This is a genomic window from Streptomyces sp. NPDC056231 (genome assembly GCF_048270745.1).
In the GTDB taxonomy this organism is placed as follows: domain Bacteria; phylum Actinomycetota; class Actinomycetes; order Streptomycetales; family Streptomycetaceae; genus Streptomyces.
In genome coordinates this window covers 12,540-33,983 of sequence record NZ_JBLVKW010000049.1, presented here as the reverse complement: position 1 = coordinate 33,983, position 21,444 = coordinate 12,540, and the positions used below count along the sequence as shown (strand labels likewise).

Here is a 21,444-nt window from a genome sequence, read left to right as displayed (position 1 = left end):
TCACGCCGCCTGTTCTGTGAGGTCGAGGAACGCGTCGTCCAGAGTGGCCTCGGAGACGCGGAGCTGGTGTGCCGTTACGCGGTGGCGGGCCAGCAGCGAGATGACCGCGTTGACCGTCTCGTCGGTGCCGTTGATGACGATCCGGCCGTCGTTCTGCTCGACGGAGACCGCCCCGGGCAGCAGGCCCAGCTCGGTGTCGTCGAGCGGCTGTGACGGCGTGAAGGAGATGACCGTGGAGCTGCCTGCCTTGCTGATCAGACCGGACGGGGTGTCAAGGGCCACGACCCTCCCCCGGTCGATCACCGCGATCCGGTCGCAGAGCCGTTGCGCCTCCTCCATGAAATGGGTGACGAGGAGGACGGTCACACCACTGTCCCGTACCTCTTCGATCAGCTGCCAGGTGTCACGGCGGGCCCGCGGATCAAGTCCGGTGGTCAGCTCGTCGAGCACCACGACCCGTGGGTTGCCGACCAGGGCGAGGGCGATGGAAAGCCGCTGCTTCTGACCGCCCGACAGCTTGGCGAAGCGCGCGGTGAGCTTGGTGTGCAGACCGAGCCGTTCGGCCAGGGTCCGCCAGTCGGCGGGGTTCGGATGGAAGGCGCTGTACAGCTCCAGCGCCTCGCGGACCGTGAGCTTCGCCTGCAGCTCGCTCTCCTGGAGCTGGGCGCCCAGCAGTTGCGTCACTTGTCCGTGGTCGGCGACGGGGTCGAGTCCGGCGACCCGGACCGTACCGGAGTCGGGGATCCGCAGCCCCTCGACGCATTCGACGGTCGTGGTCTTGCCCGCGCCGTTGGGGCCGAGAATCCCGAAGATCTCCCCCTCGTCGACGGCGAACGTCACCCCGTCCACCGCGGCGCGCCCGGCGTATGCCTTGTGCACCGCGTTCACTTCGATGATTGCCATGGCTACGAGGGTCCCGTCGGGCGGGGCCGCGCGGCATCGGCCATCACGCTCGAAACGACATCAGCCGATCGGTTGACTCCGGGGTACGACCGGGCGGTCACGGGCCGTTGAGGGACGAGATGTCGACAGAGCAACGAAAACCGGATGAGCGATGTCAGTGGTGAACCGTAGGCTCGCCCCTGATGCCCGAAACACATGTAGAGCCCAAGGACCGGTCCGCCGCGCGCTCCCTGCTGCGGCTGTGGCCTTACGTGAAGCCCGTACGTAGCCGCCTGTCCGTGGCAGCGGCCGTGGCGATCGTCGCCTCCTGCCTCAGCCTGGTGATACCCCTCGTACTGAAGTGGATCGTGGACGGACCGGTCGCGCACCGTGATCCGGGCGGAGTCTGGCTCGGTGCGTTGTACCTGTTGCTGCTGGGCATCGCCGAGGCACTGCTCTTCGGACTGCGACGATGGCTGGTGGCGCGGCCGCTGGCCGGCGTCGAGGCATCGATGCGGGCCGACCTGTACCGGCATCTGCAACGGCTTCCGGTGGCCTTCCACGACCGCTGGCCGTCCGGGCAGCTGCTGTCGCGCGGAACCACGGACCTGATGCTGCTGCGCATGTTCCTGGCATTCCCGCTGACGTTTCTCCTGGTCAACGCCACCACCATCCTGGTCGGTTTCATCATTCTGCTGGTGCAGCAGTGGACGCTGGGCCTGGTGCTGCTCGTACCGGTCGTGCCTCTGGTGATTCTCTGCTCCGTCTTCGAGACGAAGTTCGCGGTGGTGGCGCGCCAGGCCCAGGACCAGGTCGGCGACCTGACGACGGTCGTCGAGGAGAGCGTCCTCGGTATCCGGATCATCAAGGGTTTCGGGCGGAACCGAAGCCAGGCCCTGGCCTTCCGCGGCCTCTCGCAGCGACTGCGCGGCACCGAACTCGACAAGGCGCGGCTGCTGGCCGGAATCTGGGCCTTCATCACCACGATCCCGGAGCTGGCGATCGGCGCGGCGCTGGTTCTCGGCACCATCCAGGTCGCCGACGGAGATCTCTCGGCGGGCACGCTGGTGGCGTTCCTGTCGACCGCGCTCGCGCTGCGGTGGCCGGTCGAGTCGATCGGGTTCCTTCTGGCGATGAGTCAGGAGTCGGCAACGGCGACCGAGCGGTTCTTCGAGGTGATGGATGTGGAGGAGGAACGCGAGACCGCCGCGGAGTCTTCCCCGGCGTCCTCGCAGCACGCGGACGGCGGAATGGTCTTCGAAGGCGTCGAGTTCCGCTACCCCGACGCGGAGCCGGAGTCCGTACCCGTACTGACCCGGATCGATCTGCGGATCCGCCCCGGCGAGACGATGGCTCTGGTCGGGGCCACCGGATCGGGGAAGACGACGCTCACCACTCTCGTACCGAGGCTGCACGACGCCACCGCCGGGCGGATCACGCTGGACGGCACCGACATCACCACCCTGCGGCGCGAACAGCTGCGTGAGCTGGTGTCCGTGGCGTTCGAGGAGCCGACGCTCTTCTCGGCGAGCGTCGGGGAGAACGTCCTCATGGGCGCCGACGGCGCCGGCGAGGACGAGCTGCGGCGGGCACTCTCGATCGCCCAGGCCGACTTCGTGCACGACCTGCCGGAAGGCATCCACACCCAGGTCGGCGAGCAGGGGCTCAGTCTCTCCGGCGGTCAGCGGCAGCGCCTCGCACTGGCCCGCGCCGTCGTCGGACAGCCGCGCTTCCTGGTGCTCGACGACCCGCTCTCAGCCCTGGACGTACATACGGAGGCGCTGGTGGAGGCCGCCCTGCGGCGCGTGCTCGAGTCGACCACGGCCATCGTGGTCGCCCACCGGCCGTCCACCGTCATGCTCGCGGACCGGGTGGCGCTGCTGTCCGAGGGCCGGATCAGCGCCGTGGGCACCCACCAGGAACTGCTGCGCAGCAACGCCGAGTACGCCTGGCTGATGTCCGGCGCCGCGGACGCACCCGAATTCCTGTCCACCGACGGCATGCCTGCCATGGACGTCCCTGCCGAGAAGGGCAGCACCCGATGACCAATGTGACGACCGGACGCCCCGCGGGAGCGGGCGGCAGCGACGAGAACGAGCCCCCGAGCGGCTCCGACGCAACCACCGGCACCGCGGACGCGGCCAGGGGCACGGACACCCTGACCCGCGACCGGCCGGCAACTGGACCGGACGGCACCACACGGAAGGCGCCAGGGGCCGCTCCCGAACCCGGTTCCGACTCCGGCGCCCAGGACCCCTTCGACCAGGACGACCTGCCCACCCCGCGCGGTGCGACCCGCGCCCTGCTGCTCTCCCTGCTCGGCCCGCACCGGGGCAGGGTGGTGGTGGCCGCGCTGTTCCTGCTGGTCCAGCAGGCCGCGGTCCAGGTGGGCCCGCTGCTCGTCGCGTACGCCATCGACAGCGGCGTACCCGCGTTCCGCGACAAGGACTACGGACCACTGATCGCCGTGGCCATCGGGTACGCGCTGTGTTCGGCCGGCGCGGGGAGCATGCAGTACGCGTTCATCCAGGCCTCCGCCCGGATCAACCAGGACGTGCTGCTCGATCTCCGGGGACGGATCTTCCGTCATGCGCAGGCACTGAGCGTGGACTTCCATGAGCGCTACACCTCGGGCCGGCTGATCTCCCGGTCCACCACGGATGTGGAGTCGCTGCGGGAGCTGCTCAGCGAGGGGCTGCAGGAACTGATCGTCGTCGTGCTCTCCTTCATCTCCATCTCGTTGATGCTGCTGTGGCTGGACGTCGGTCTCGGAGCGGTCGCCGTCCTCTCGTTCGTGCCGCTGTATCTGCTGGTGCGGCTCTATCAACGGCGCGCCGGGGTGATCTACACCGCCCGGTCGACAGCAATTGCAGCGGTCATCGTGAAGTTCGCGGAGACGATCAACGGGATCCGTCCCGTCCAGGCGTTCCGTCGCGAGCGCATCAACGACACAGAATTCGAGCGGCTCAACCAGCAGCACTGCCGGACGAACGGCGACGCGCTCCTGGAGATGGCTCGCTACGTGGTCGGTTCCCGGCTGGTCGCCAACACGGCGGTCGCCGGCATGGTGCTGTGGGGTGCGTACCGAGTCGCCTCCGGGACGCTCGCGCTCGGCGTGCTGGCCGCGGCCGTGCTCTATCTGCGCCGGCTGTACGACCCGATCGACCGGCTCGGCATGTTCCTCAACTCCTATCAGTCGGCTGCTGCTTCGCTGGAGAAGATCGCGGGACTGCTGGCCCAGACCCCCACCGTCCCCGAGGCGGCGAACCCGCGGGAGCTGCCTGCCCGCGCGGGTGAGCACCCAGGGCGTGACGTCGCCTTCGACTCGGTGAGATTCGCCTACCGCACGGGCGGCGAAGTGCTGCCCCGCTTCGATCTGAGGATTCCGGCCGGGCAGACCGTGGCCGTGGTCGGCTCGACGGGTGCCGGGAAGTCGACGCTCGCCAAGCTGCTGGCCCGGTTCTACGATCCGACCGACGGCCGGGTGCTGCTGGACGGGACCGATCTCCGCGATCTGGCCACGCCCGAGCTGCGACGCGGAGTCGTGATGGTGACCCAGGAGGCGTTTCTCTTCTCGGGGACGGTCGCGGAGAACATTGCCATCGGCCGCCCGGAGGCCTCGCGCGAGGAGATCGAGCGGGCCGCGAAGGCGATCGGCGCGCACGACTTCATCAGCGGACTGCCCGACGGGTACGACACGGATGTACGCAAGAGGGGCGGGCGAATCTCGGCGGGCCAGCGTCAACTGGTCGCCTTCGCCCGCGCCTTGCTCGCGGACCCGGCAGTCCTGATCCTCGACGAAGCGACGAGCTCCCTCGACATCCCCGGCGAACGTGCCGTGCAACGGGCCATGGACACGGTGTTGCACGGCCGCACCGCGGTCGTGATCGCCCACCGGCTGTCGACCGTGGAGATCGCGGACCGGGTACTGGTCATGGAGCACGGCCGGATCGTGGAGGACGGTTCCCCGTCCGAACTCATCGGCGGTACCGGCCGGTTCGCCGGGCTCCACCGCGCCTGGCGGGAAAGCCTGGCCTGAACCGCTGCCCCGGCAGCAACCATCGGCGTCGGCGCGACCGCACCGGACGGGTGACCGGCCGGTGCGGTCGCGCTCCGTCGGTCTTCGTGGATCGGCCCGGGGCGTCCGGCGCGGTGCATCGCAACGCGGCGGATCATTCTCGTACTGGACTGACCCGTTCAGAACGAGCCACAATGCACGACACTTTCGGCCAGTGGTCACGATCCGCGGGACGCTCCGTTCGCGAACGATGTGTTCGAGCTCAACCGGGACCCGCTCATCAAAATCGGCCGCTCCGGACCACGAACACCCTCTCGGTAACGATCGGTGAAACGTCCGCTTAACGAACATGACCTTTCTGGCAACGAACGAATTCCGGCCAACTTGTTGACGCGGTCCTGACAGGAACGTCCATCGGCTGACACTCTTCCCACGTTCCGCGCACCGCCTGCTCTGCCCGGCCGGCTCACTCAGCCGCCGGTACCCCCCTCGCAGAAGGAGTCCGCGTGAAATCCACGCCCCGCCGTCGTGCCACCGCGACCGGCGCCCTGATAGCCGCAGCAGCCCTCCTCGCCGTCGGAGTCCAGGCCGGTACGGCCACGGCCACTCCCGGCAGCGCCACCGCGGCGGCGGCGACCGCCGGCGCCAAACACGGCGCACTGGCCAAGCAGCTCACCCCGTCCAAGCGCGCCGAGCTGATCCGCGAGGCCAACGCGAGCAAGGCGGCCACGGCCAAGGAGCTCGGTCTCGGCTCTCAGGAGAAGCTCGTCGTCCGGGATGTCATCCAGGACAACGACGGCACCACGCACACCCGTTACGAGCGCACCTTCGCCGGGCTTCCGGTGCTCGGCGGCGACCTGGTCGTCCAGGAGACCAAGGCCGGGACGACCAAGAGCGTCACCAAGGCGTCCAAGGTCACCTCTGCGCAGCTGAAGGCCGTCGGCACCGCGGCCGACATCGCCCCGGCCAAGGCCGAGACGCAGGCTCTCGGCGCGGCCAAGGCCGCCGGTTCCAAGAAGACCGTCGCCGACCGGGCACCGCGCAAGGTGGTCTGGATGGCACAGGGCAAGCCGCAGCTCGCCTACGAGACCGTCGTCGGCGGGCTCCAGGACGACGGCACCCCCAACGAACTGCACGTCGTCACTGACGCGTCCACCGGTGCGAAGCTCTACGAGTGGCAGGCCATCGAGACCGGTACCGGCAACACCCAGTACAACGGCCAGGTCACGCTCGGCACCGCGCCGTCGTACACGCTGACCGACACCGGACGCGGCAACCACAAGACGTACAACCTGAACCACGGCACCTCCGGCACCGGGACGCTGTTCTCCAACTCCACCGACGTGTGGGGCAACGGCACCCCGCAGAACGCCGAGACCGCCGCCGCGGACGCCCACTACGGCGCGGCCGAGACCTGGGACTACTACAAGAACGTGCAGGGCCGCACCGGTATCCGGGGCGACGGCGTCGGCGCGTACTCCCGCGTGCACTACGGCAACGCCTACGTCAACGCGTTCTGGAGCGACAGCTGCTTCTGCATGACGTACGGCGACGGCAGCGGCAACACCAAGCCGCTGACCTCCCTCGACGTGGCCGCGCACGAGATGACACACGGTGTCACCTCCACCACCGCCGGCCTGGTCTACAGCGGCGAGTCCGGCGGCCTCAACGAGGCGACCAGTGACATCATGGCCGCCGCAGTCGAGTTCTACTCCAACACCACCGCCGACCCGGGTGACTATCTGGTCGGCGAGAAGATCGACATCAACGGCAACGGCACCCCGCTGCGTTACATGGACAAGCCCAGCAAGGACGGCGCGTCCAAGGACGCCTGGTACTCGGGCATCGGCAGCATCGACGTCCACTACTCCTCGGGCCCGGCGAACCACTTCTTCTACCTGCTCTCCGAGGGCAGCGGCGCGAAGACCATCAACGGCGTCAACTACGACTCGCCGACCTCCGACGGTCTGCCGGTGACCGGCATCGGTCGCGACAAGGCTGCCCTGATCTGGTTCAAGGCGCTCACCACCAAGTTCACCTCCACGACGAACTACGCGGCGGCCCGCACCGGTACCCTCGCCGTGGCCGGTGAGCTGTACGGCACGACCAGCGCCGAGTACAAGTCGGTCGCCGACGCCTGGGCCGCCATCAGCGTCGGTTCGCGTTCCGGCGGCACCGACCCCGGCGGCACGGTCTTCGAGAACACCACCCCCGTCGCCATCCCGGACCGCGGCGCGGCCGTCACCAGCTCGGTCAACGTCACCGGCATCACGGGCAACGCGCCCAGCACCCTCAAGGTCGGCGTGGACATCACCCACACCTGGCGTGGTGACCTGGTCATCGACCTCGTCGCCCCGAACGGTACGACCTACCGGCTGAAGAACTCCTCGATCAGCGACTCGGCGCCCAACGTCCAGACGACGTACACGGTCAACGCCTCGTCCGTGGCGGCGAACGGCACCTGGAAGCTGAAGGTCCAGGACGTCTACTCGGGTGACACCGGCAAGATCAACAGCTTCAAGCTGACCTTCTGAACCCAGCACCGCATTCCGAGAACGTGATGCGGCGAACCGCCCGGGAGGAGCTCTCATTCCTCCCGGGCGGTTCGCGGTGGGGTGGGCCGCATGGTCAGGGCGCTGCTTGCCGGTGACGACGCGCGGATGTCCGGGCAGTCCTCGTCACCGACCCCCCACTGCCTTCAGAGGGCGAAGGGGGCCGGCACCTCACAGGTGCCGGCCCCTGGGAGGACGGGTGGTCAGCGCATCAGCAGTCCCGCACCGTCGCCCGTCGCCTCCGTCGGCATTGCGACCAGGCCGAGTTCCGCGCTGGTTGCCAGCAACGGGTGAGCGGGAAGCACGCGCACCGTGTAGCCGTAGGGGCCGGTGCGGTCGAGGGCGAGCGGGCCCTCGTAAAGCCAGCGCCCCTCCAGGTCCTGGCCTCCGGTCGGCTTCAGCGGGAAGAACTGGGCGTCCGAGATCGAGTCGGCGGAGTCGACCCGCCCGGCCACCGCCTGCACCTCCACATCGCCCGGCTCCAGTGCTCCGAGAGCGATCCGGACACGGAGCGCCAGCGTCGCCCCCAGCTCGGCCGAACCGCCGATCGTGCTGGGCGCCACGGCCTCCACATGGTCGACCGCGACCCGCGGCCAGGCGGCACGGGCCCGGGCCTTCCAGTCCGCGAGCTCCCGCGCCGTGGCGGCGTCCAGGGAGCGGTGGGCAAGCGCGGCGGGCGTGTACAGCCGCTCGACGTACTCGCGCACCATGCGTCCGGCGAGGACCTTGGGACCGAGCGTGCCCACGGTGCGGCGGACCATCTCGACCCAGCGCTCGGGAAGCCCGTTGTCGCCACGGTCGTAGAAGCGCGGTGCCACCCGCTCCTCGATCAGCTCGTAGAGGGCATTCGCCTCCAGCTCGTCGCGCCGGTCCTCGTCCATCGCGGACCCGTCGGCGGTCGGGATCGCCCAGCCGAAGTCGGGTTCGAACCACTCGTCCCACCAGCCGTCGAGCACGGACAGGTTGAGACACCCGTTGAGCGCGGCCTTCATGCCGCTCGTGCCGCAGGCCTCCAGGGGTCGCAGCGGGTTGTTGAGCCAGACGTCGCAGCCGGGGTAGAGCTTCTGCGCCATGGCCATCCCGTAATCGGGCAGGAAGACGATGCGATGGCGGACCCTGGGGTCGTCGGAGAACCGGACCAATTCCCGGACCAGCCGCTTTCCGCTGTCGTCGGCGGGGTGCGCCTTGCCTGCGACAACGATCTGAATCGGCCGCGTCGGGTGGAGGAGCAGCTCCGTCAGCCGGTCGCAGTCACGGAGCATCAGGGTCAGCCGCTTGTAGGAGGGCACGCGGCGGGCGAAGCCGATCGTCAGCACATCCGGGTCCAGCACGCCGTCGATCCAGCCCAGTTCGGCCGGCTCCGCACCACGCGTGCGCCAGGAGGCTGCAAGCCTCGTGCGGACCTCGGTCACCAGCTGTTCGCGCAGCGTCCGCCGCAGGTCCCAGAGTTCACGGTCCGGGATTCCGGCCGCCGCGTCCCAGCGTCCCGGCGTGCCGCCGTACCGGGCTCGCAGCCCGAAGATCTCGGGGGCGACCCAGGTGGGCGCGTGAACGCCGTTGGTCACCGAGGTGATCGGCACCTCCGCGGCGTCGAAGCCCGGCCACAGCCCGGCGAACATCTGCCGGCTGACCGATCCGTGCAGGGTGGAGACGCCGTTGGCCCGCTGAGCGAGCCGCAGGCCCATGACCGCCATGTTGAAGAGGGTGGGATCGCCACCGGAGTACGTCTCCATACCGAGCTGCAGGATCCGCTCCACCCCGACGCCCGGCAGTTCGCCGTCGTCGCCGAAGTGACGGGCGATGAGCTCCCGGTCGAAGCGATCGATTCCGGCAGGCACGGGGGTGTGGGTGGTGAACACCGTGCCGGCCCGCACAGCCTCGACCGAGGAGTCGAAATCCAGTCCGGTTCCGGAGAGTTCACGGATGCGTTCAAGACCGAGGAAACCGGCGTGCCCCTCGTTGGTGTGGAAGACCTCCGGGGCCGCGTGCCCGGTGAGCCGGCAGTAGGTCCGCACGGCTCGTACGCCGCCGATGCCGAGCAGCATCTCCTGCAGCAGCCGGTGTTCGCTGCCACCGCCGTACAGCCGGTCGGTGACCTCGCGTTCGCCGGGTGCGTTCTCTTCCACATCGGAGTCGAGCAGGAGCAGAGGGACGCGGCCGACCTGGGCCTGCCAGATGCAGGCGTGGAGCGAGCGACCGCCCGGAAGGGCCAGTACCACGCGGCTCGGTGTCCCGTCGGCCTCGCGCACCAGGGTGAGCGGCAGTTCGTTCGGATCGAGGAGCGGATAGTGCTCCTGCTGCCAGCCGTCGCGCGACAGGCTCTGCCGGAAGTAGCCGCGCCGGTAGAGCAGACCGACCCCGACGAGGGGCACGCCCAGGTCGCTGGCGGCCTTCAGATGGTCACCTGCGAGGATGCCGAGTCCGCCGGAGTACTGCGGAAGGGCTGCTGTCACGCCGAACTCGGGCGAGAAGTACGCCACGGCGGCGGGCAGTTCCGCACCCTGCGCCAGCTCCTCCTGGTACCACCGTGGACCGCTGAGATACTCCTGGAGGGCGGCGGACGCCTCGGTCAGCCGGTGCAGAAACCGCTGGTCCTGGGCCAGCTCGGCAAGGCGTCCGGCAGAGACGGCGCCGAGCAGACGTACGGGATCGGAGTCCGCCGCGTGTCTGCCCTCCGGGTCGACGGCCTGGAAGAGCTCACGAGTCTCGGTGTGCCAGGACCAGCGCAGGTTGCGGGCCAGGTCGCTGAGCGGTTGAAGGGGGTCGGGGAGGACAGGACGCACGGTGAATCGACGAATGGCCTTCACGCATTCCACCTTTACAGGGGACGTACGAATCCGAGGGGACGCACCACGGTGTGCGCCGCTCCGTCACCCTCGACGGTAACGGTGTGCCGTACTCCGCAACCACGGCGCGCGACCGGCTCACAACGAACGGCACCCGGCGATCCGCCCGCCCCCCAGATCCGCCCCCCCCGGCCCCGGCGCCCATCGCAGTCCCGGCGTCGGATCAGCGGCCCCCTGCGTCTCGTCCGCCCCATCGCCCCCTCTGCGTAGAGAGGTACCCATCCGCCCCAGGCGATATGGCCGATTCCACCCCCTCGGGCAGCCTTGTGGCCCTTCACCGCACAGGGAAGGCTGCCCAGTGGCGTGTACGGGGGTCGGGTCGAGACGGACCGACCGGCCTTCGACGCGACTCCGTGCGACGCGCACCACGTCGAGGAGGAGGTTTCGGTTCATGGGACTGACACGGCGACACCCACGACCGGCACAGGACGATACGGACCGGCGCGGCCGAGGCCCCTGGCGCTGCCTCGGCGGCTGAGGACGGTCTCCGCGCGCCTCCGCACACCATGCGGAGCCCGGCGTATTCAGACCTTCACCGCTACGCCCGAGTAGTTAACAAACCACCGGATTGACCCCCCGGCCACCGCGGGAAGGCTTCTGCGGTACACAGCCCGCATTCGGCCCGAATGCGGCCCGAATGCGGTTCATCTGCGATCCGGCAGCGGTTCGTATGCAGTCCGTACGCGTCCGGTGCGCATCCGGTACTCACCCGCGCACCACACCCGCGCCCCAGCCATTCGAGTGCCATTCGAGTGAATGCGGACAGGAGCGGCCATGCTCACACCCCATCAGCCGTCAACGGAGCAGCTAGAAAGGATGGACCCCCACAGTCGCGGCGTACGCACTCGTCTCTCCACACCCGCACCGCTTCCCGTGCAGCCCGAGCTCCAGTCCCCAGGTGATTCCATGATCGGTCGTATTCCCGTCCTCGACGTCCGTCCTCTCGTCGATTGCGGCAGAAGGCCCGCCAAGGCCGTTGCCGGTGAGACCTTCCAGGTCACGGCCACCGTCTTCCGTGAGGGGTATGAGGCGGTCGCCGCCAATGCCGTGCTGCGGGATCCGAGCGGCCGCCCCGGTCCGTGGACGCCGATGCGGGAGCTCGCTCCCGGCACCGACCGCTGGGGCGCCGATGTCACTCCGGACTCCGAAGGGCACTGGACGTACACGGTCGAGGCCTGGAGCGATCCGGTGACCACCTGGCGCCAGCATGCACAGATCAAGATTCCTGCCGGAATCGACACCGCGCTCGTCCTCGCCGAGGGCGCCGAGCTGTACGAGCGGGCCGCCGGGGGTGTACCGAAACAGGACGGTCGTGAGGCGGTGCTGGCCGCGGCCGACGCGTTGCGCGACGCGTCACGGCCGGCCGCCGCGCGGCTCACTGCCGCGCTCGCCCCCGAGGCCACCGCCGCGCTCGCCCGCCATCCTCTGCGCGAACTGGTGACCGCGGCCCGGCCGCTCCCCCTCGTCGTCGAGCGCCGACGGGCCCTGTTCGGTTCCTGGTACGAACTGTTCCCGCGGTCGGAGGGTGCCAGGTTCGAGCCGGCCGAGCCGGCGAAGGCGGGCAAGGGCCGAACGGGAAAGGCTGCGGATCATCTGCAGAAGCACCGGGGAAGGGTTGTCAGCGGCACGTTCCGTACTGCTGCCGAGCGGCTTCCCGCGGTCGCCGCCATGGGGTTCGACGTCGTCTATCTGCCTCCCATCCACCCCATCGGGACCACCCATCGCAAGGGCCCGAACAATTCGTTGTCAGCCGGAGCCCACGACGTGGGGGTGCCGTGGGCGATCGGTTCGGCCGAGGGCGGCCACGATGCCGTCCACCCCGAACTCGGCACGCTCGGCGACTTCGACCACTTCGTCGAGACCGCCCGCACCCTTCGCATGGAGATCGCGCTGGACTTCGCGCTCCAGTGCTCTCCCGACCATCCGTGGGTGGAGAAACATCCCGAGTGGTTCCACCACCGCCCGGACGGCACCATTGCGCACGCGGAGAACCCGCCCAAGAAGTACCAGGACATCTATCCGATCGCCTTCGACAAGGATCTGCCGGGGCTGGTCGCGGAGACCGTCCGCATCCTGCGGTTCTGGATGGACCACGGAGTACGGATCTTCCGCGTCGACAATCCGCACACCAAGCCGGTGATCTTCTGGGAGAAGGTGATCGCCGACATCAACCGCACCGACCCGGATGTGATCTTCCTGGCCGAGGCGTTCACCCGCCCCGCGATGATGCATGCGCTCGCCACGGTCGGTTTCCAGCAGTCGTACACGTACTTCACCTGGCGCAATACCAGGCAGGAGCTCACGGAGTACGTCACCGAGCTGGCCGGTGAAGCGGCCTCCTACATGCGGCCCAACTTCTTCGCGAACACCCCGGACATCCTGCCGGGCTATCTCCAGGACGGCGGACGCCCGGCCTTCGAGGCGCGGGCCGTGCTCGCCGCGACGCTCTCGCCGTCCTGGGGCGTGTACGCGGGGTACGAGCTGTGCGAGAACACCCCGGTGCGGGCCGGCAGCGAGGAGTACCTGAACTCGGAGAAGTACGAAATCCGGCCCAGGGACTGGGAGTCGGCGGAGCGCGAGGGCCGCTCCCTGGCTCCCCTCATCACCTCGCTCAACCGGATCAGGCGCCGTCATCCCGCACTGCAGCAGCTGCGCGACGTGCACTTCCACGCCGCCGACAACGACGCACTGATCGTTTACAGCAAGCGCTCGGGTTCGAACACCGTTCTGGTGGTCGTCAACCTCGACCCTCACCACACCCAGGAGGCCACGGTCTCGTTGGACATGCCGCACCTCGGCCTCGACTGGCACGAGACCGTGCCGGTGCGCGACGAGCTCACCGGCCACACCTATCACTGGGGCAGGACCTGCTATGTGCGCCTGGAGCCGGGCGTCACGCCCGCGCACATCGTCGTCCTGCGACCGTCCCCGCCGACCGGAGGGTCACCCACACCATGATTGTCAACGAACCCGTCCACGACACGTTCGAGGACACCCCGGCCAAGGACCGCGATCCCGACTGGTTCAAGCGCGCCGTCTTCTACGAGGTCCTCGTCCGGTCCTTCCACGACTCCAACGGCGACGGCATCGGCGATCTCAAAGGCCTCACCGCCAAGTTGGACTACCTGCAGTGGCTCGGCGTCGACTGCCTCTGGCTGCCGCCGTTCTTCAAGTCGCCGTTGCGCGACGGCGGATACGACGTCTCCGACTACACCGCCGTGCTGCCGGATTTCGGCGATCTCGCCGACTTCGTGGAGTTCGTCGATGCCGCGCACCATCGCGGGATGCGCGTGATCATCGACTTCGTCATGAACCACACGAGCGATCAGCACGAGTGGTTCCAGCAGTCGCGCAGCGATCCCGACGGGCCGTACGGCGACTACTACGTCTGGGCCGACGACGACAAGCAGTTCCCGGACGCGCGGATCATCTTCGTCGACACGGAGACGTCCAACTGGACCTTCGACCCGGTGCGCAAGCAGTACTACTGGCACCGGTTCTTCTCCCACCAGCCGGATCTCAACTACGAGAACCCGGCAGTGCAGGAGGAGATCGTCTCCGCCCTCCGGTTCTGGCTGGATCTCGGTATCGACGGCTTCCGCTTGGACGCCGTGCCGTATCTGTACCAGCGGGAGGGCACGAACTGCGAGAACCTGCCGGAGACCCACGAGTTCCTCAAGCGGGTGCGCAAGGAGATCGACGCGAACTACCCGGACACCGTGCTGCTCGCCGAGGCCAATCAGTGGCCGGAAGACGTCGTCGACTACTTCGGTGACTTCCCGGCCGGCGGCGACGAGTGCCACATGGCTTTCCACTTCCCGGTGATGCCGCGCATCTTCATGGCCGTGCGCCGCGAGAGCCGCTATCCGGTCTCGGAAATCCTGGCGAAGACCCCGGCGATTCCCTCCGGTTGCCAGTGGGGCATCTTCCTGCGCAACCACGACGAGCTCACGCTCGAGATGGTCACGGACGAAGAGCGCGACTACATGTACGCGGAGTACGCCAAGGATCCACGGATGCGGGCCAACATCGGCATCCGGCGGCGGCTCGCATCCCTCCTGGACAACGACCGCAACCAGATCGAGCTGTTCACGGCCCTGCTCCTGTCGCTGCCGGGTTCCCCGATTCTGTACTACGGGGACGAGATCGGGATGGGCGACAACATCTGGCTGGGAGACCGGGATGCCGTACGCACCCCGATGCAGTGGACGCCCGACCGGAACGCGGGATTCTCCTCCAGCGATCCGGGGCGGCTCTACCTCCCCACGATCATGGACCCGGTCTACGGCTACCAGGTGACCAACGTCGAGGCGGCGATGGCCTCGCCGTCGTCGCTGCTGCACTGGACACGGCGGATGATCGAGATCCGTAAGCAGAATCGGGCCTTCGGTCTCGGGTCGTACAACGAACTGCCGTCCTCGAACCCCGCGGTGCTCGCCTTCACCCGTGAGTACAAGGACGACCTCGTGCTGTGTGTGCACAACTTCTCGCGGTTCGCGCAGCCGACGGAGCTCGATCTGCGGACGTTCAACGGGCGTCATCCGGTGGAGCTGATCGGCGGGGTGCGCTTCCCCGCCATCGGTCAGTGGCCTTACCTGCTGACTCTCGCCGGGCACGGGTTCTACTGGTTCAGGTTGCGGAAGGACTCGCCGCAGATCTGACGCGGCGCCACTTTCGCGCATGCCCGGCGGGGCGGTTTCCGCCGCCTCGCACGGGGCAATCTCCCCCATATCGAGCCCTTCAGGGCCCTGCTCCCCGAATTCGCCAAAGACCTTGGGAGTTGGGCGGAGTCGCCCGAATCCGTCGGGGCCTCAAGGGGCTTCCGGGGTTCCTGGAGCCCTGCACGTCGAGTCCGTACGGACCATCCTGACCCGACACGTCCCGCACAGCCGGACAGCTACTGCCGCAATCCGGGACACTCTTCGCATCCTGTGGTGTGCCCGGGGAAAGGACGCGATGCCATGTCGAAGGCTGCATCCACTCGGGTCGCCCTCGCCAACAGCACAGCACTACTCCCGTCACTCGCCCCACTGCTGCAGGAGTGGCTGCCTCGGCAGCGGTGGTTCGCAGGCAAAGGACAGCCGGTCACAGCCTTCTCCCTTGTCTCGGCGACCGAAATACTGCCGGTGGATGCCGAATCCGCCGGGAGCGGCGCCGGCAACGGGCCCGGGCTGCTCCATCTGCTGGTCCAGGTCCATCAGCCGTCCATGCCGGCCTCGCCCGACGACTGCTACCAGATGCTGCTCGGAGTCCGGGCCACGCTGCCACCGTGGCTCGCCCCCGCCCTCATCGGCCATGTGAAGGGAGGTCCACTGGCCGGTCTGGCGGTCTACGAAGGGCTGCACGATCCGCGGCTCGCCGAACTTCTGCTGGAACGGTTGCGCACCCCCGGCACCCTCGGCCCCCTCCGTTTCGACCGTGGCGCCGCTCCCATCCCCGCCGGGCTCGCCCCGCGGGTGCTCGACACGGAGCAGTCCAACTCCTCGCTCGTCTACGGCAACGCCTACATCCTGAAGATCTTCCGCAGGGTCTTCCCGGGGACCAATCCCGATCTGGAACTGCCGCTCGCCCTCTCCCGGGAGGGCTGCGGTCGGGTGCCGGAACCCGTCGCCTGGTTCGAGGCGACAGCATCGGAGCCGCTCACCCTCGGCGTTCTCCAGCCCTTCCTGCGGGGCGCGGAGGACGGCTGGCAGCTTGCGCTACGGGCACTGGCCACGGGCCATGACTTCACCCGTGAGGCCCGCGCACTCGGACGCGCCACCGCCGAGGTGCACACGGCACTCGCCACCGCGCTGCCGACGCCCGTGCTGCGCCGCTCCCAGACCGAGCATCTCGCCGCCGAAATGACGGAGCGGCTGGAGGCGGCTGCCCACGCGGTACCGGCGCTGGTGCCGTATGTTCCCGGGCTGCGTACCGCGTTCGACGCCGTTGCCGCACTGGGCCACAGAGGCCGGAGCTGGGCCGCGCAGCGCGTGCACGGCGATCTGCATCTCGGCCAGACCCTGCGCGCGGCCGACGGCTTCTGGTCACTGATCGACTTCGAGGGCGAACCGGCGCGGCCCCTTCTGGAACGCCGCCGTCCGCAGCCCCCGGTGCGCGACATCGCGGGCATGCTCCGGTCCTTCGACTACGCGGCCCGCTCCCACCGGCCCTGGAACGCCGAGTGGGCGGCACGCTGCCGGACTGCTTACTGCGACGGGTACGCGCAGGCCGCGGGCGTCGATCCGCGCAGCGAACCGGAATTGTTGCGGGCCCATGAGACGGACAAGGCGGTGTACGAGGTGGTGTACGAGGCCCGGCATCGGCCCGACTGGCTGCCGGTGCCGATGGCCGCCATCCAACGTCTGGCCGCCGTCGACTGATGCGCCGCACACCGCCCGGTTTCGGCCACGGCGGCGTTCTCCCGCCCGTCACGCCCCGCCCCGCCCCGCCCCGATTCACCCACACCCCCGAGGAGGCAGTCCCTGTGACCGCCCGCAAGCCGCCCAGCAACGCGCCCGATCCCACCGTGGCCGCGTCGCCCCCGCCGACACCCGTCGAGCCCGCGCCCACGGAACCCGTCGCGGCACCCGCAAGCGCCGCGCCTCCAGTCGCCGCCGCGACACCCGCAACGCAAGAAGCGGCTCCGGCCCCCGCGGCACCGTCAGCACCTGCGGGCTCCTCGGCCTCAACGGCTTCCCCCGCCAAGCGGAAGAAGGGGGTGGAGAAGCGGACCACTGCCGCACCGCACCGCCCCCGGCGCACCGGCGGTGGCGGGCGCGGGGTCCGGCCGGTGCGTGCCCTCGACAACGGCGACCGCGGGCGGCTGCTCGCCGGTGAGCACCACGCACCGCACGATCTGCTCGGCGCGCACATGGTCCGCGGCGGTGTGGCGCTCCGGGTGCTGCGTCCGTACGCGCGTTCCGTGACCGTGCTCGCCAAGGGGCTGCGGGCGGAGCTTCACGACGACGGCGACGGGCTGTTCTCCGGGCTGCTGCCGATGCCCGCCGTCCCCGAGTACCAGCTCCTGGTCGGCTACGAGGACAACGAGATCGAGGTCCAGGATCCGTACCGATTCCTGCCCGCGCTCGGCGAACTCGATCTGCATCTGATCGGTGAGGGGCGGCACGAGGAGCTGTGGACGGCCCTCGGCGCGCAGCCCATGGAACACCAGGGGGTCATGGGAACACGGTTCACCGTCTGGGCACCCAATGCCCGCGGGGTCCGGGTCGTCGGGGACTTCAACTACTGGGACGGCACAGGCTTCCCGATGCGCTCGCTCGGTTCGACCGGGGTCTGGGAGCTGTTCCTTCCCGCGATCGGGGAGGGCGCACTCTACAAGTTCGACATCTGCCGGCCGGACGGTTCCCACACGGTGCGCGCCGACCCGATGGCCCGCCATGCCGAGGTCCCGCCCGCCACCGCCTCGATCGTGACGGCCTCGCACCATCAGTGGCGGGATCAGGAATGGATGGCGCACCGCGGGGACGTACCCGTGCACGAGGCGCCGTTCTCGGTGTACGAGGTACATCTTCCGTCCTGGCGACCCGGTCTCACATACCGCCTGCTCGCCGAGCAACTCCCTTCATATGTAAAGGATCTGGGGTTCACACATGTGGAGCTGATGCCGGTCTCCGAGCATCCGTTCGGCGGTTCCTGGGGCTATCAGGTCACTGGTTTCTTCGCCCCGACCTCGCGCATGGGATCCCCGGACGACTTCCGGTATCTCGTCGACGCGCTGCACCGGGCCGGCATCGGCGTCATCATCGACTGGGTGCCCGCGCACTTCCCGCGGGACGACTGGGCACTTGCCGAGTTCGACGGCCGTCCGCTGTACGAGCACTCGGACCCGTCACGGGCCGCGCACCCCGACTGGGGCACGCTCGAATTCGACTTCGGCCGCAGGGAGGTGCGCAACTTCCTGGTCGCCAACGCCACGTACTGGTGCGAGGAGTTCCACATCGACGGGCTGCGGGTCGATGCCGTCGCTTCGATGCTCTACCTGGACTACTCGCGCGAGAGCGGGGACTGGGCTCCGAACGAGCACGGCGGCCGGGAGAATCTGGATGCCGTCGCCTTCCTCCAGGAGATGAACGCCACGGTCTACCGGCGCAACCCGGGCGTCGTCACCATCGCCGAGGAGTCCACGGCCTGGGACGGCGTCACGCGCGCCACGCATCATGTCGGCCCCGGCGGTTTCGGCGGACTCGGTTTCGGGCTGAAGTGGAACATGGGCTGGATGCACGACTCCCTGGAGTACATGGCGAAGGAGCCCGTTCACCGCAAGTACCACCACAACGAGATGACGTTCTCGATGGTGTACGCGTACAGCGAGAACTACGTGCTGCCGATCTCGCACGACGAGGTCGTGCACGGCAAGCGGGCTCTGGTCAGCAAGATGCCCGGCGACTGGTGGCAGCAGCGCGCCAGTCACCGCGCTTACCTCGGCTTCATGTGGGCCCACCCGGGCAAGCAACTCCTTTTCATGGGACAGGAGTTCGCCCAGGGTGCGGAGTGGTCGGAGGGGCACGGTCCCGACTGGTGGCTGCTCGACCCGTCGTACGCGGCGGAGAGCGACCACCGGGGCGTACGGGACCTGGTGCGTGAGCTGAATGCGGTGTACACGGCGACACCGGCGCTGTGGCAGCGGGACACCGTCCCCGAGGGCTTCGCCTGGGTCGACGGCGGAGCCGCCGAGGACAATGTCTTCGCCTTCCTGCGTTTCGACGCGGACGGTGCGCCGCTGCTCGCGGTGTCGAACTTCTCGCCGGTGGTCCGCCACGAGTACCGGCTGGGCGTGCCGCCGTCCGTGTCCGCCTGGGCAGAGGTGCTCAACACGGACGCGGCACGGTACGGCGGCGGCAGCATCCTCAACCCGGATCCGCTGAAGCCGCAGTCCGTCGCCGCCCACGGTCACCGCACGAGCGTCCAGCTCACTCTGCCGCCGCTGGCGACAGTGTGGCTGAAGCCGGTGTGATGATCCCGAGCCGCTGGGTGGCCCGGGTCAGCGCCACATAGAGATCATTGGCGGTCATCAGCGCGGGCGCGACGACGAGAACCGTGTCGAACTCCAGTCCCTTGGCCTGGCGCGGGTCGAGCAGGACGACGGGCCGGTGCAGATCCAGCGGCCCGTCGTCGAGTCCGGTGAGTTCCGCGTGGAGCTCGCGCGGGGCGATGACGGCGAGCCTGCCCTCCGCCGGGGTCTCGGCCTCGGCGAGCCCGGCCACGTCGGCGAGCGGCAGGGTGCGCTCCCAGGGCCGTGCACCGGTGGAGCGGATGGAGCGCGGAGGTTCGAAGGCGGGATCGGCGGCCCGGCGCCGCTCGGCCGCGTACTCCATGATCTCGGCGGGCGTACGGTAGTTGACCCCGAGCCGGGCCAGCTGCCAGCGGTCCTGGACGTACGGCCCGAGGATCTCCTGCCACGAGTCGCAGCCTGCCAGGTCGCCGGTCTGGGCCGGGTCGCCGACGAGGGTCATCGAGCGGGTCGGGCTGCGGCGCATCAGCAGCCGCCAGGCCATGGCCGACAGCTCCTGCGCCTCGTCGACGATGATGTGCCCGAACGCCCAGGTCCGGTCGGCGGCCGCGCGCTCGGCGGCGCTTCGGTGGTCGGCCTCCTCCTGACGCTCGGCGAACCGTTCGGCGTCGATGATGTCGTGCGCCGCGAGGACCTCGGAGGCGTCCTCGTCGATGTCCTCCTTGTCCTCGAACTCGTAGGTACGGGAGGCGTACGAGACGTCGAGGACGCCCTGGGCGTAGGCGATCTGGCGGGCCCGCTCGGCCTCGGCGGCGGCCCGGGCGGCGGAGTCGTCCGCACCGAGGAGCTCGGCGGCCTCGTCGAGGAGTGGCACGTCGGCAGGTGTCCAGGCGGCCTTCTCGGCGCGCCGGAGCAGCTCGGCGTCGTCCTCGGCCAGATGCGTGGGCTCCTCCAGATAGCCGGCGAGGAACTCCTGCGGGGTGAGCGGGGGCCACAGGGAAGTGATGGCGGCGTGCACCTCCGCGCTGGCGGCGATGCCCTTGCCGAGTTGGGCGATGTCGTCGGGTCCGAGGAAGTTCGGGCCGCCGTAGGGGTCGGCGCCGATGCGGTCGGCGAGTTGCGTGGTGAGATCGTCGATGATCCGGAAGGCGAAGGTGGGCAGGGCGAGATTGTGCGGCAACCCGGTCTCGCGGGCCTTGTGCCGGGCTTCGACCGCCATGTCCCAGTCGAGGATCAGCTCCCCGTCGTCGTGCGCGATGACGATCGGCTCGCCCTTCTCGGGCACCTGCTGCCGGTCCCGTACGGCCTCGGCCAGTACGCCGGCCATGTCCGCCCGGCCCTTGACGGCGGCGGCCGCGGGGCTGTCGGTGCCGGTGGCGTGCACGCCGGGGAACAGTTCGCCGACCGTCGACAGCAGCACACCGGTCTCACCGAGCGAGGGCAGCACATCGCCGATGTAGCCGAGGAAGGCCGGGTTGGGCCCGACGATCAGCACGGCCCGTTTGGCGAGCTGCTCCCGGTGCGCGTACAGGAGATACGCGGCCCGGTGCAGCGCGACCGCGGTCTTCCCGGTGCCCGGCCCACCCTCGACGACGAGCACCCCGCGCTGCGGGGCGCGGATGATGTGGTCCTGCTCGGCCTGGATCGTCGAGACGATGTCGCCCATCCGGCCCGTGCGGGCGCTGGTCAGCGCGGCGAGCAGCACCTCGTCGGCGTCGTGCGACTCATATCCGGTGCGGGTGCTGTCGGCGAGATCCATGATCTCGTCGTGCAACCCGGTGACCGTGCGCCCCTGCGTGGTGATGTGCCTCCTGCGGCGCAGCCCCATCGGTTCATACCCGGTGGCGAGATAGAACGGCCGCGCGACGGGAGCCCTCCAGTCGATCAGCAACGGTGTCCGCTCGGCGTCGTCCCGCCGGATTCCGGTGCGTCCGATGTGGTACGTGACTCCGTCGCGCCTGTCGATCCGTCCGAAACAGAGTCCCGTGACGGCGGCATTCAGCGCGGAGAGCGAGGCGGAGTGCTCGGCGACGCCGATATCGCGCTCCACCCGCGCCTGTCGACCGGTGCTGACCTGCGCAATCGTGGCGTGCATGGCGGCTTCGGCCGCTACCCGGAGCTGGTCGAGCCGCTCGTGGGCGCGGGAGACGAATTGCTGCTCCTGCCGCATTTCCTCGGTTGACAATTCAGTTC

10 protein-coding genes are annotated in these 21,444 nt (G+C 69.2%); 7 read left to right on the top strand and 3 right to left on the bottom strand.

Annotated elements, in window-relative coordinates:
- Nucleotides 1–903: an ABC transporter ATP-binding protein gene (locus ACNPQM_RS29655; RefSeq protein WP_418086370.1), complete on the bottom strand. Its 903-nt coding sequence runs from the start codon at nt 901–903 to the stop codon at nt 1–3.
- Between the two features lie 182 nt (nt 904–1,085).
- Between ACNPQM_RS29655 and ACNPQM_RS29650 the strand changes: the two genes are divergently transcribed.
- The 3 genes from ACNPQM_RS29650 to ACNPQM_RS29640 all read left to right on the top strand — a co-directional run bounded on the left by ACNPQM_RS29650 (nt 1,086) and on the right by ACNPQM_RS29640 (nt 7,434).
- Nucleotides 1,086–2,927 (top strand): ABC transporter ATP-binding protein, encoded by a 1,842-nt coding sequence (locus tag ACNPQM_RS29650; protein WP_418086369.1) that lies wholly within the window; start codon nt 1,086–1,088, stop codon nt 2,925–2,927.
- Entirely contained in the window at nt 2,924–4,921 is a 1,998-nt protein-coding gene (locus tag ACNPQM_RS29645; protein ID WP_418086368.1) for an ABC transporter ATP-binding protein, read from the top strand. Before ACNPQM_RS29650 ends, ACNPQM_RS29645 begins: the two co-directional genes overlap by 4 nt.
- 485 nt (nt 4,922–5,406) lie before the next feature.
- Nucleotides 5,407–7,434 carry a M4 family metallopeptidase gene (locus tag ACNPQM_RS29640; RefSeq protein WP_418086367.1) on the top strand — a complete coding sequence of 676 codons (2,028 nt, stop codon included), beginning with the start codon at nt 5,407–5,409 and terminating at the stop codon, nt 7,432–7,434.
- Between the two features lie 221 nt (nt 7,435–7,655).
- Here ACNPQM_RS29640 and glgP read toward each other — a convergent pair whose 3' ends face one another.
- On the bottom strand, nt 7,656–10,259 hold the full coding sequence (gene glgP, locus ACNPQM_RS29635; RefSeq protein WP_418086366.1) for an alpha-glucan family phosphorylase: 2,604 nt from the start codon (nt 10,257–10,259) through the stop codon (nt 7,656–7,658).
- Between the two features lie 945 nt (nt 10,260–11,204).
- Between glgP and ACNPQM_RS29630 the strand changes: the two genes are divergently transcribed.
- From ACNPQM_RS29630 to glgB, 4 genes are all read left to right on the top strand, one after another.
- Nucleotides 11,205–13,256, top strand: a complete 2,052-nt coding sequence (locus ACNPQM_RS29630; protein ID WP_418086365.1) for a maltotransferase domain-containing protein — start codon at nt 11,205–11,207, stop codon at nt 13,254–13,256.
- The gene (gene treS, locus ACNPQM_RS29625) at nt 13,253–14,959 is read left to right on the top strand and encodes a maltose alpha-D-glucosyltransferase (RefSeq protein WP_418086364.1); all 1,707 of its coding nucleotides are present in this window, start codon (nt 13,253–13,255) and stop codon (nt 14,957–14,959) included. Before ACNPQM_RS29630 ends, treS begins: the two co-directional genes overlap by 4 nt.
- A 300-nt stretch (nt 14,960–15,259) precedes the next feature.
- On the top strand, nt 15,260–16,660 hold the full coding sequence (locus ACNPQM_RS29620) for a maltokinase N-terminal cap-like domain-containing protein (RefSeq protein ID WP_418086363.1): 1,401 nt from the start codon (nt 15,260–15,262) through the stop codon (nt 16,658–16,660).
- Complete coding sequence (gene glgB / locus ACNPQM_RS29615) at nt 16,660–19,254, top strand: 1,4-alpha-glucan branching enzyme (protein WP_418086362.1); 2,595 nt, start codon at nt 16,660–16,662, stop codon at nt 19,252–19,254. Before ACNPQM_RS29620 ends, glgB begins: the two co-directional genes overlap by 1 nt.
- Here glgB and ACNPQM_RS29610 read toward each other — a convergent pair.
- Nucleotides 19,211–21,421, bottom strand: a complete 2,211-nt coding sequence (locus ACNPQM_RS29610; protein ID WP_418086386.1) for a HelD family protein — start codon at nt 21,419–21,421, stop codon at nt 19,211–19,213. The genes glgB and ACNPQM_RS29610 overlap by 44 nt on opposite strands.
- Nucleotides 21,422–21,444: the final 23 nt, after the last annotated feature.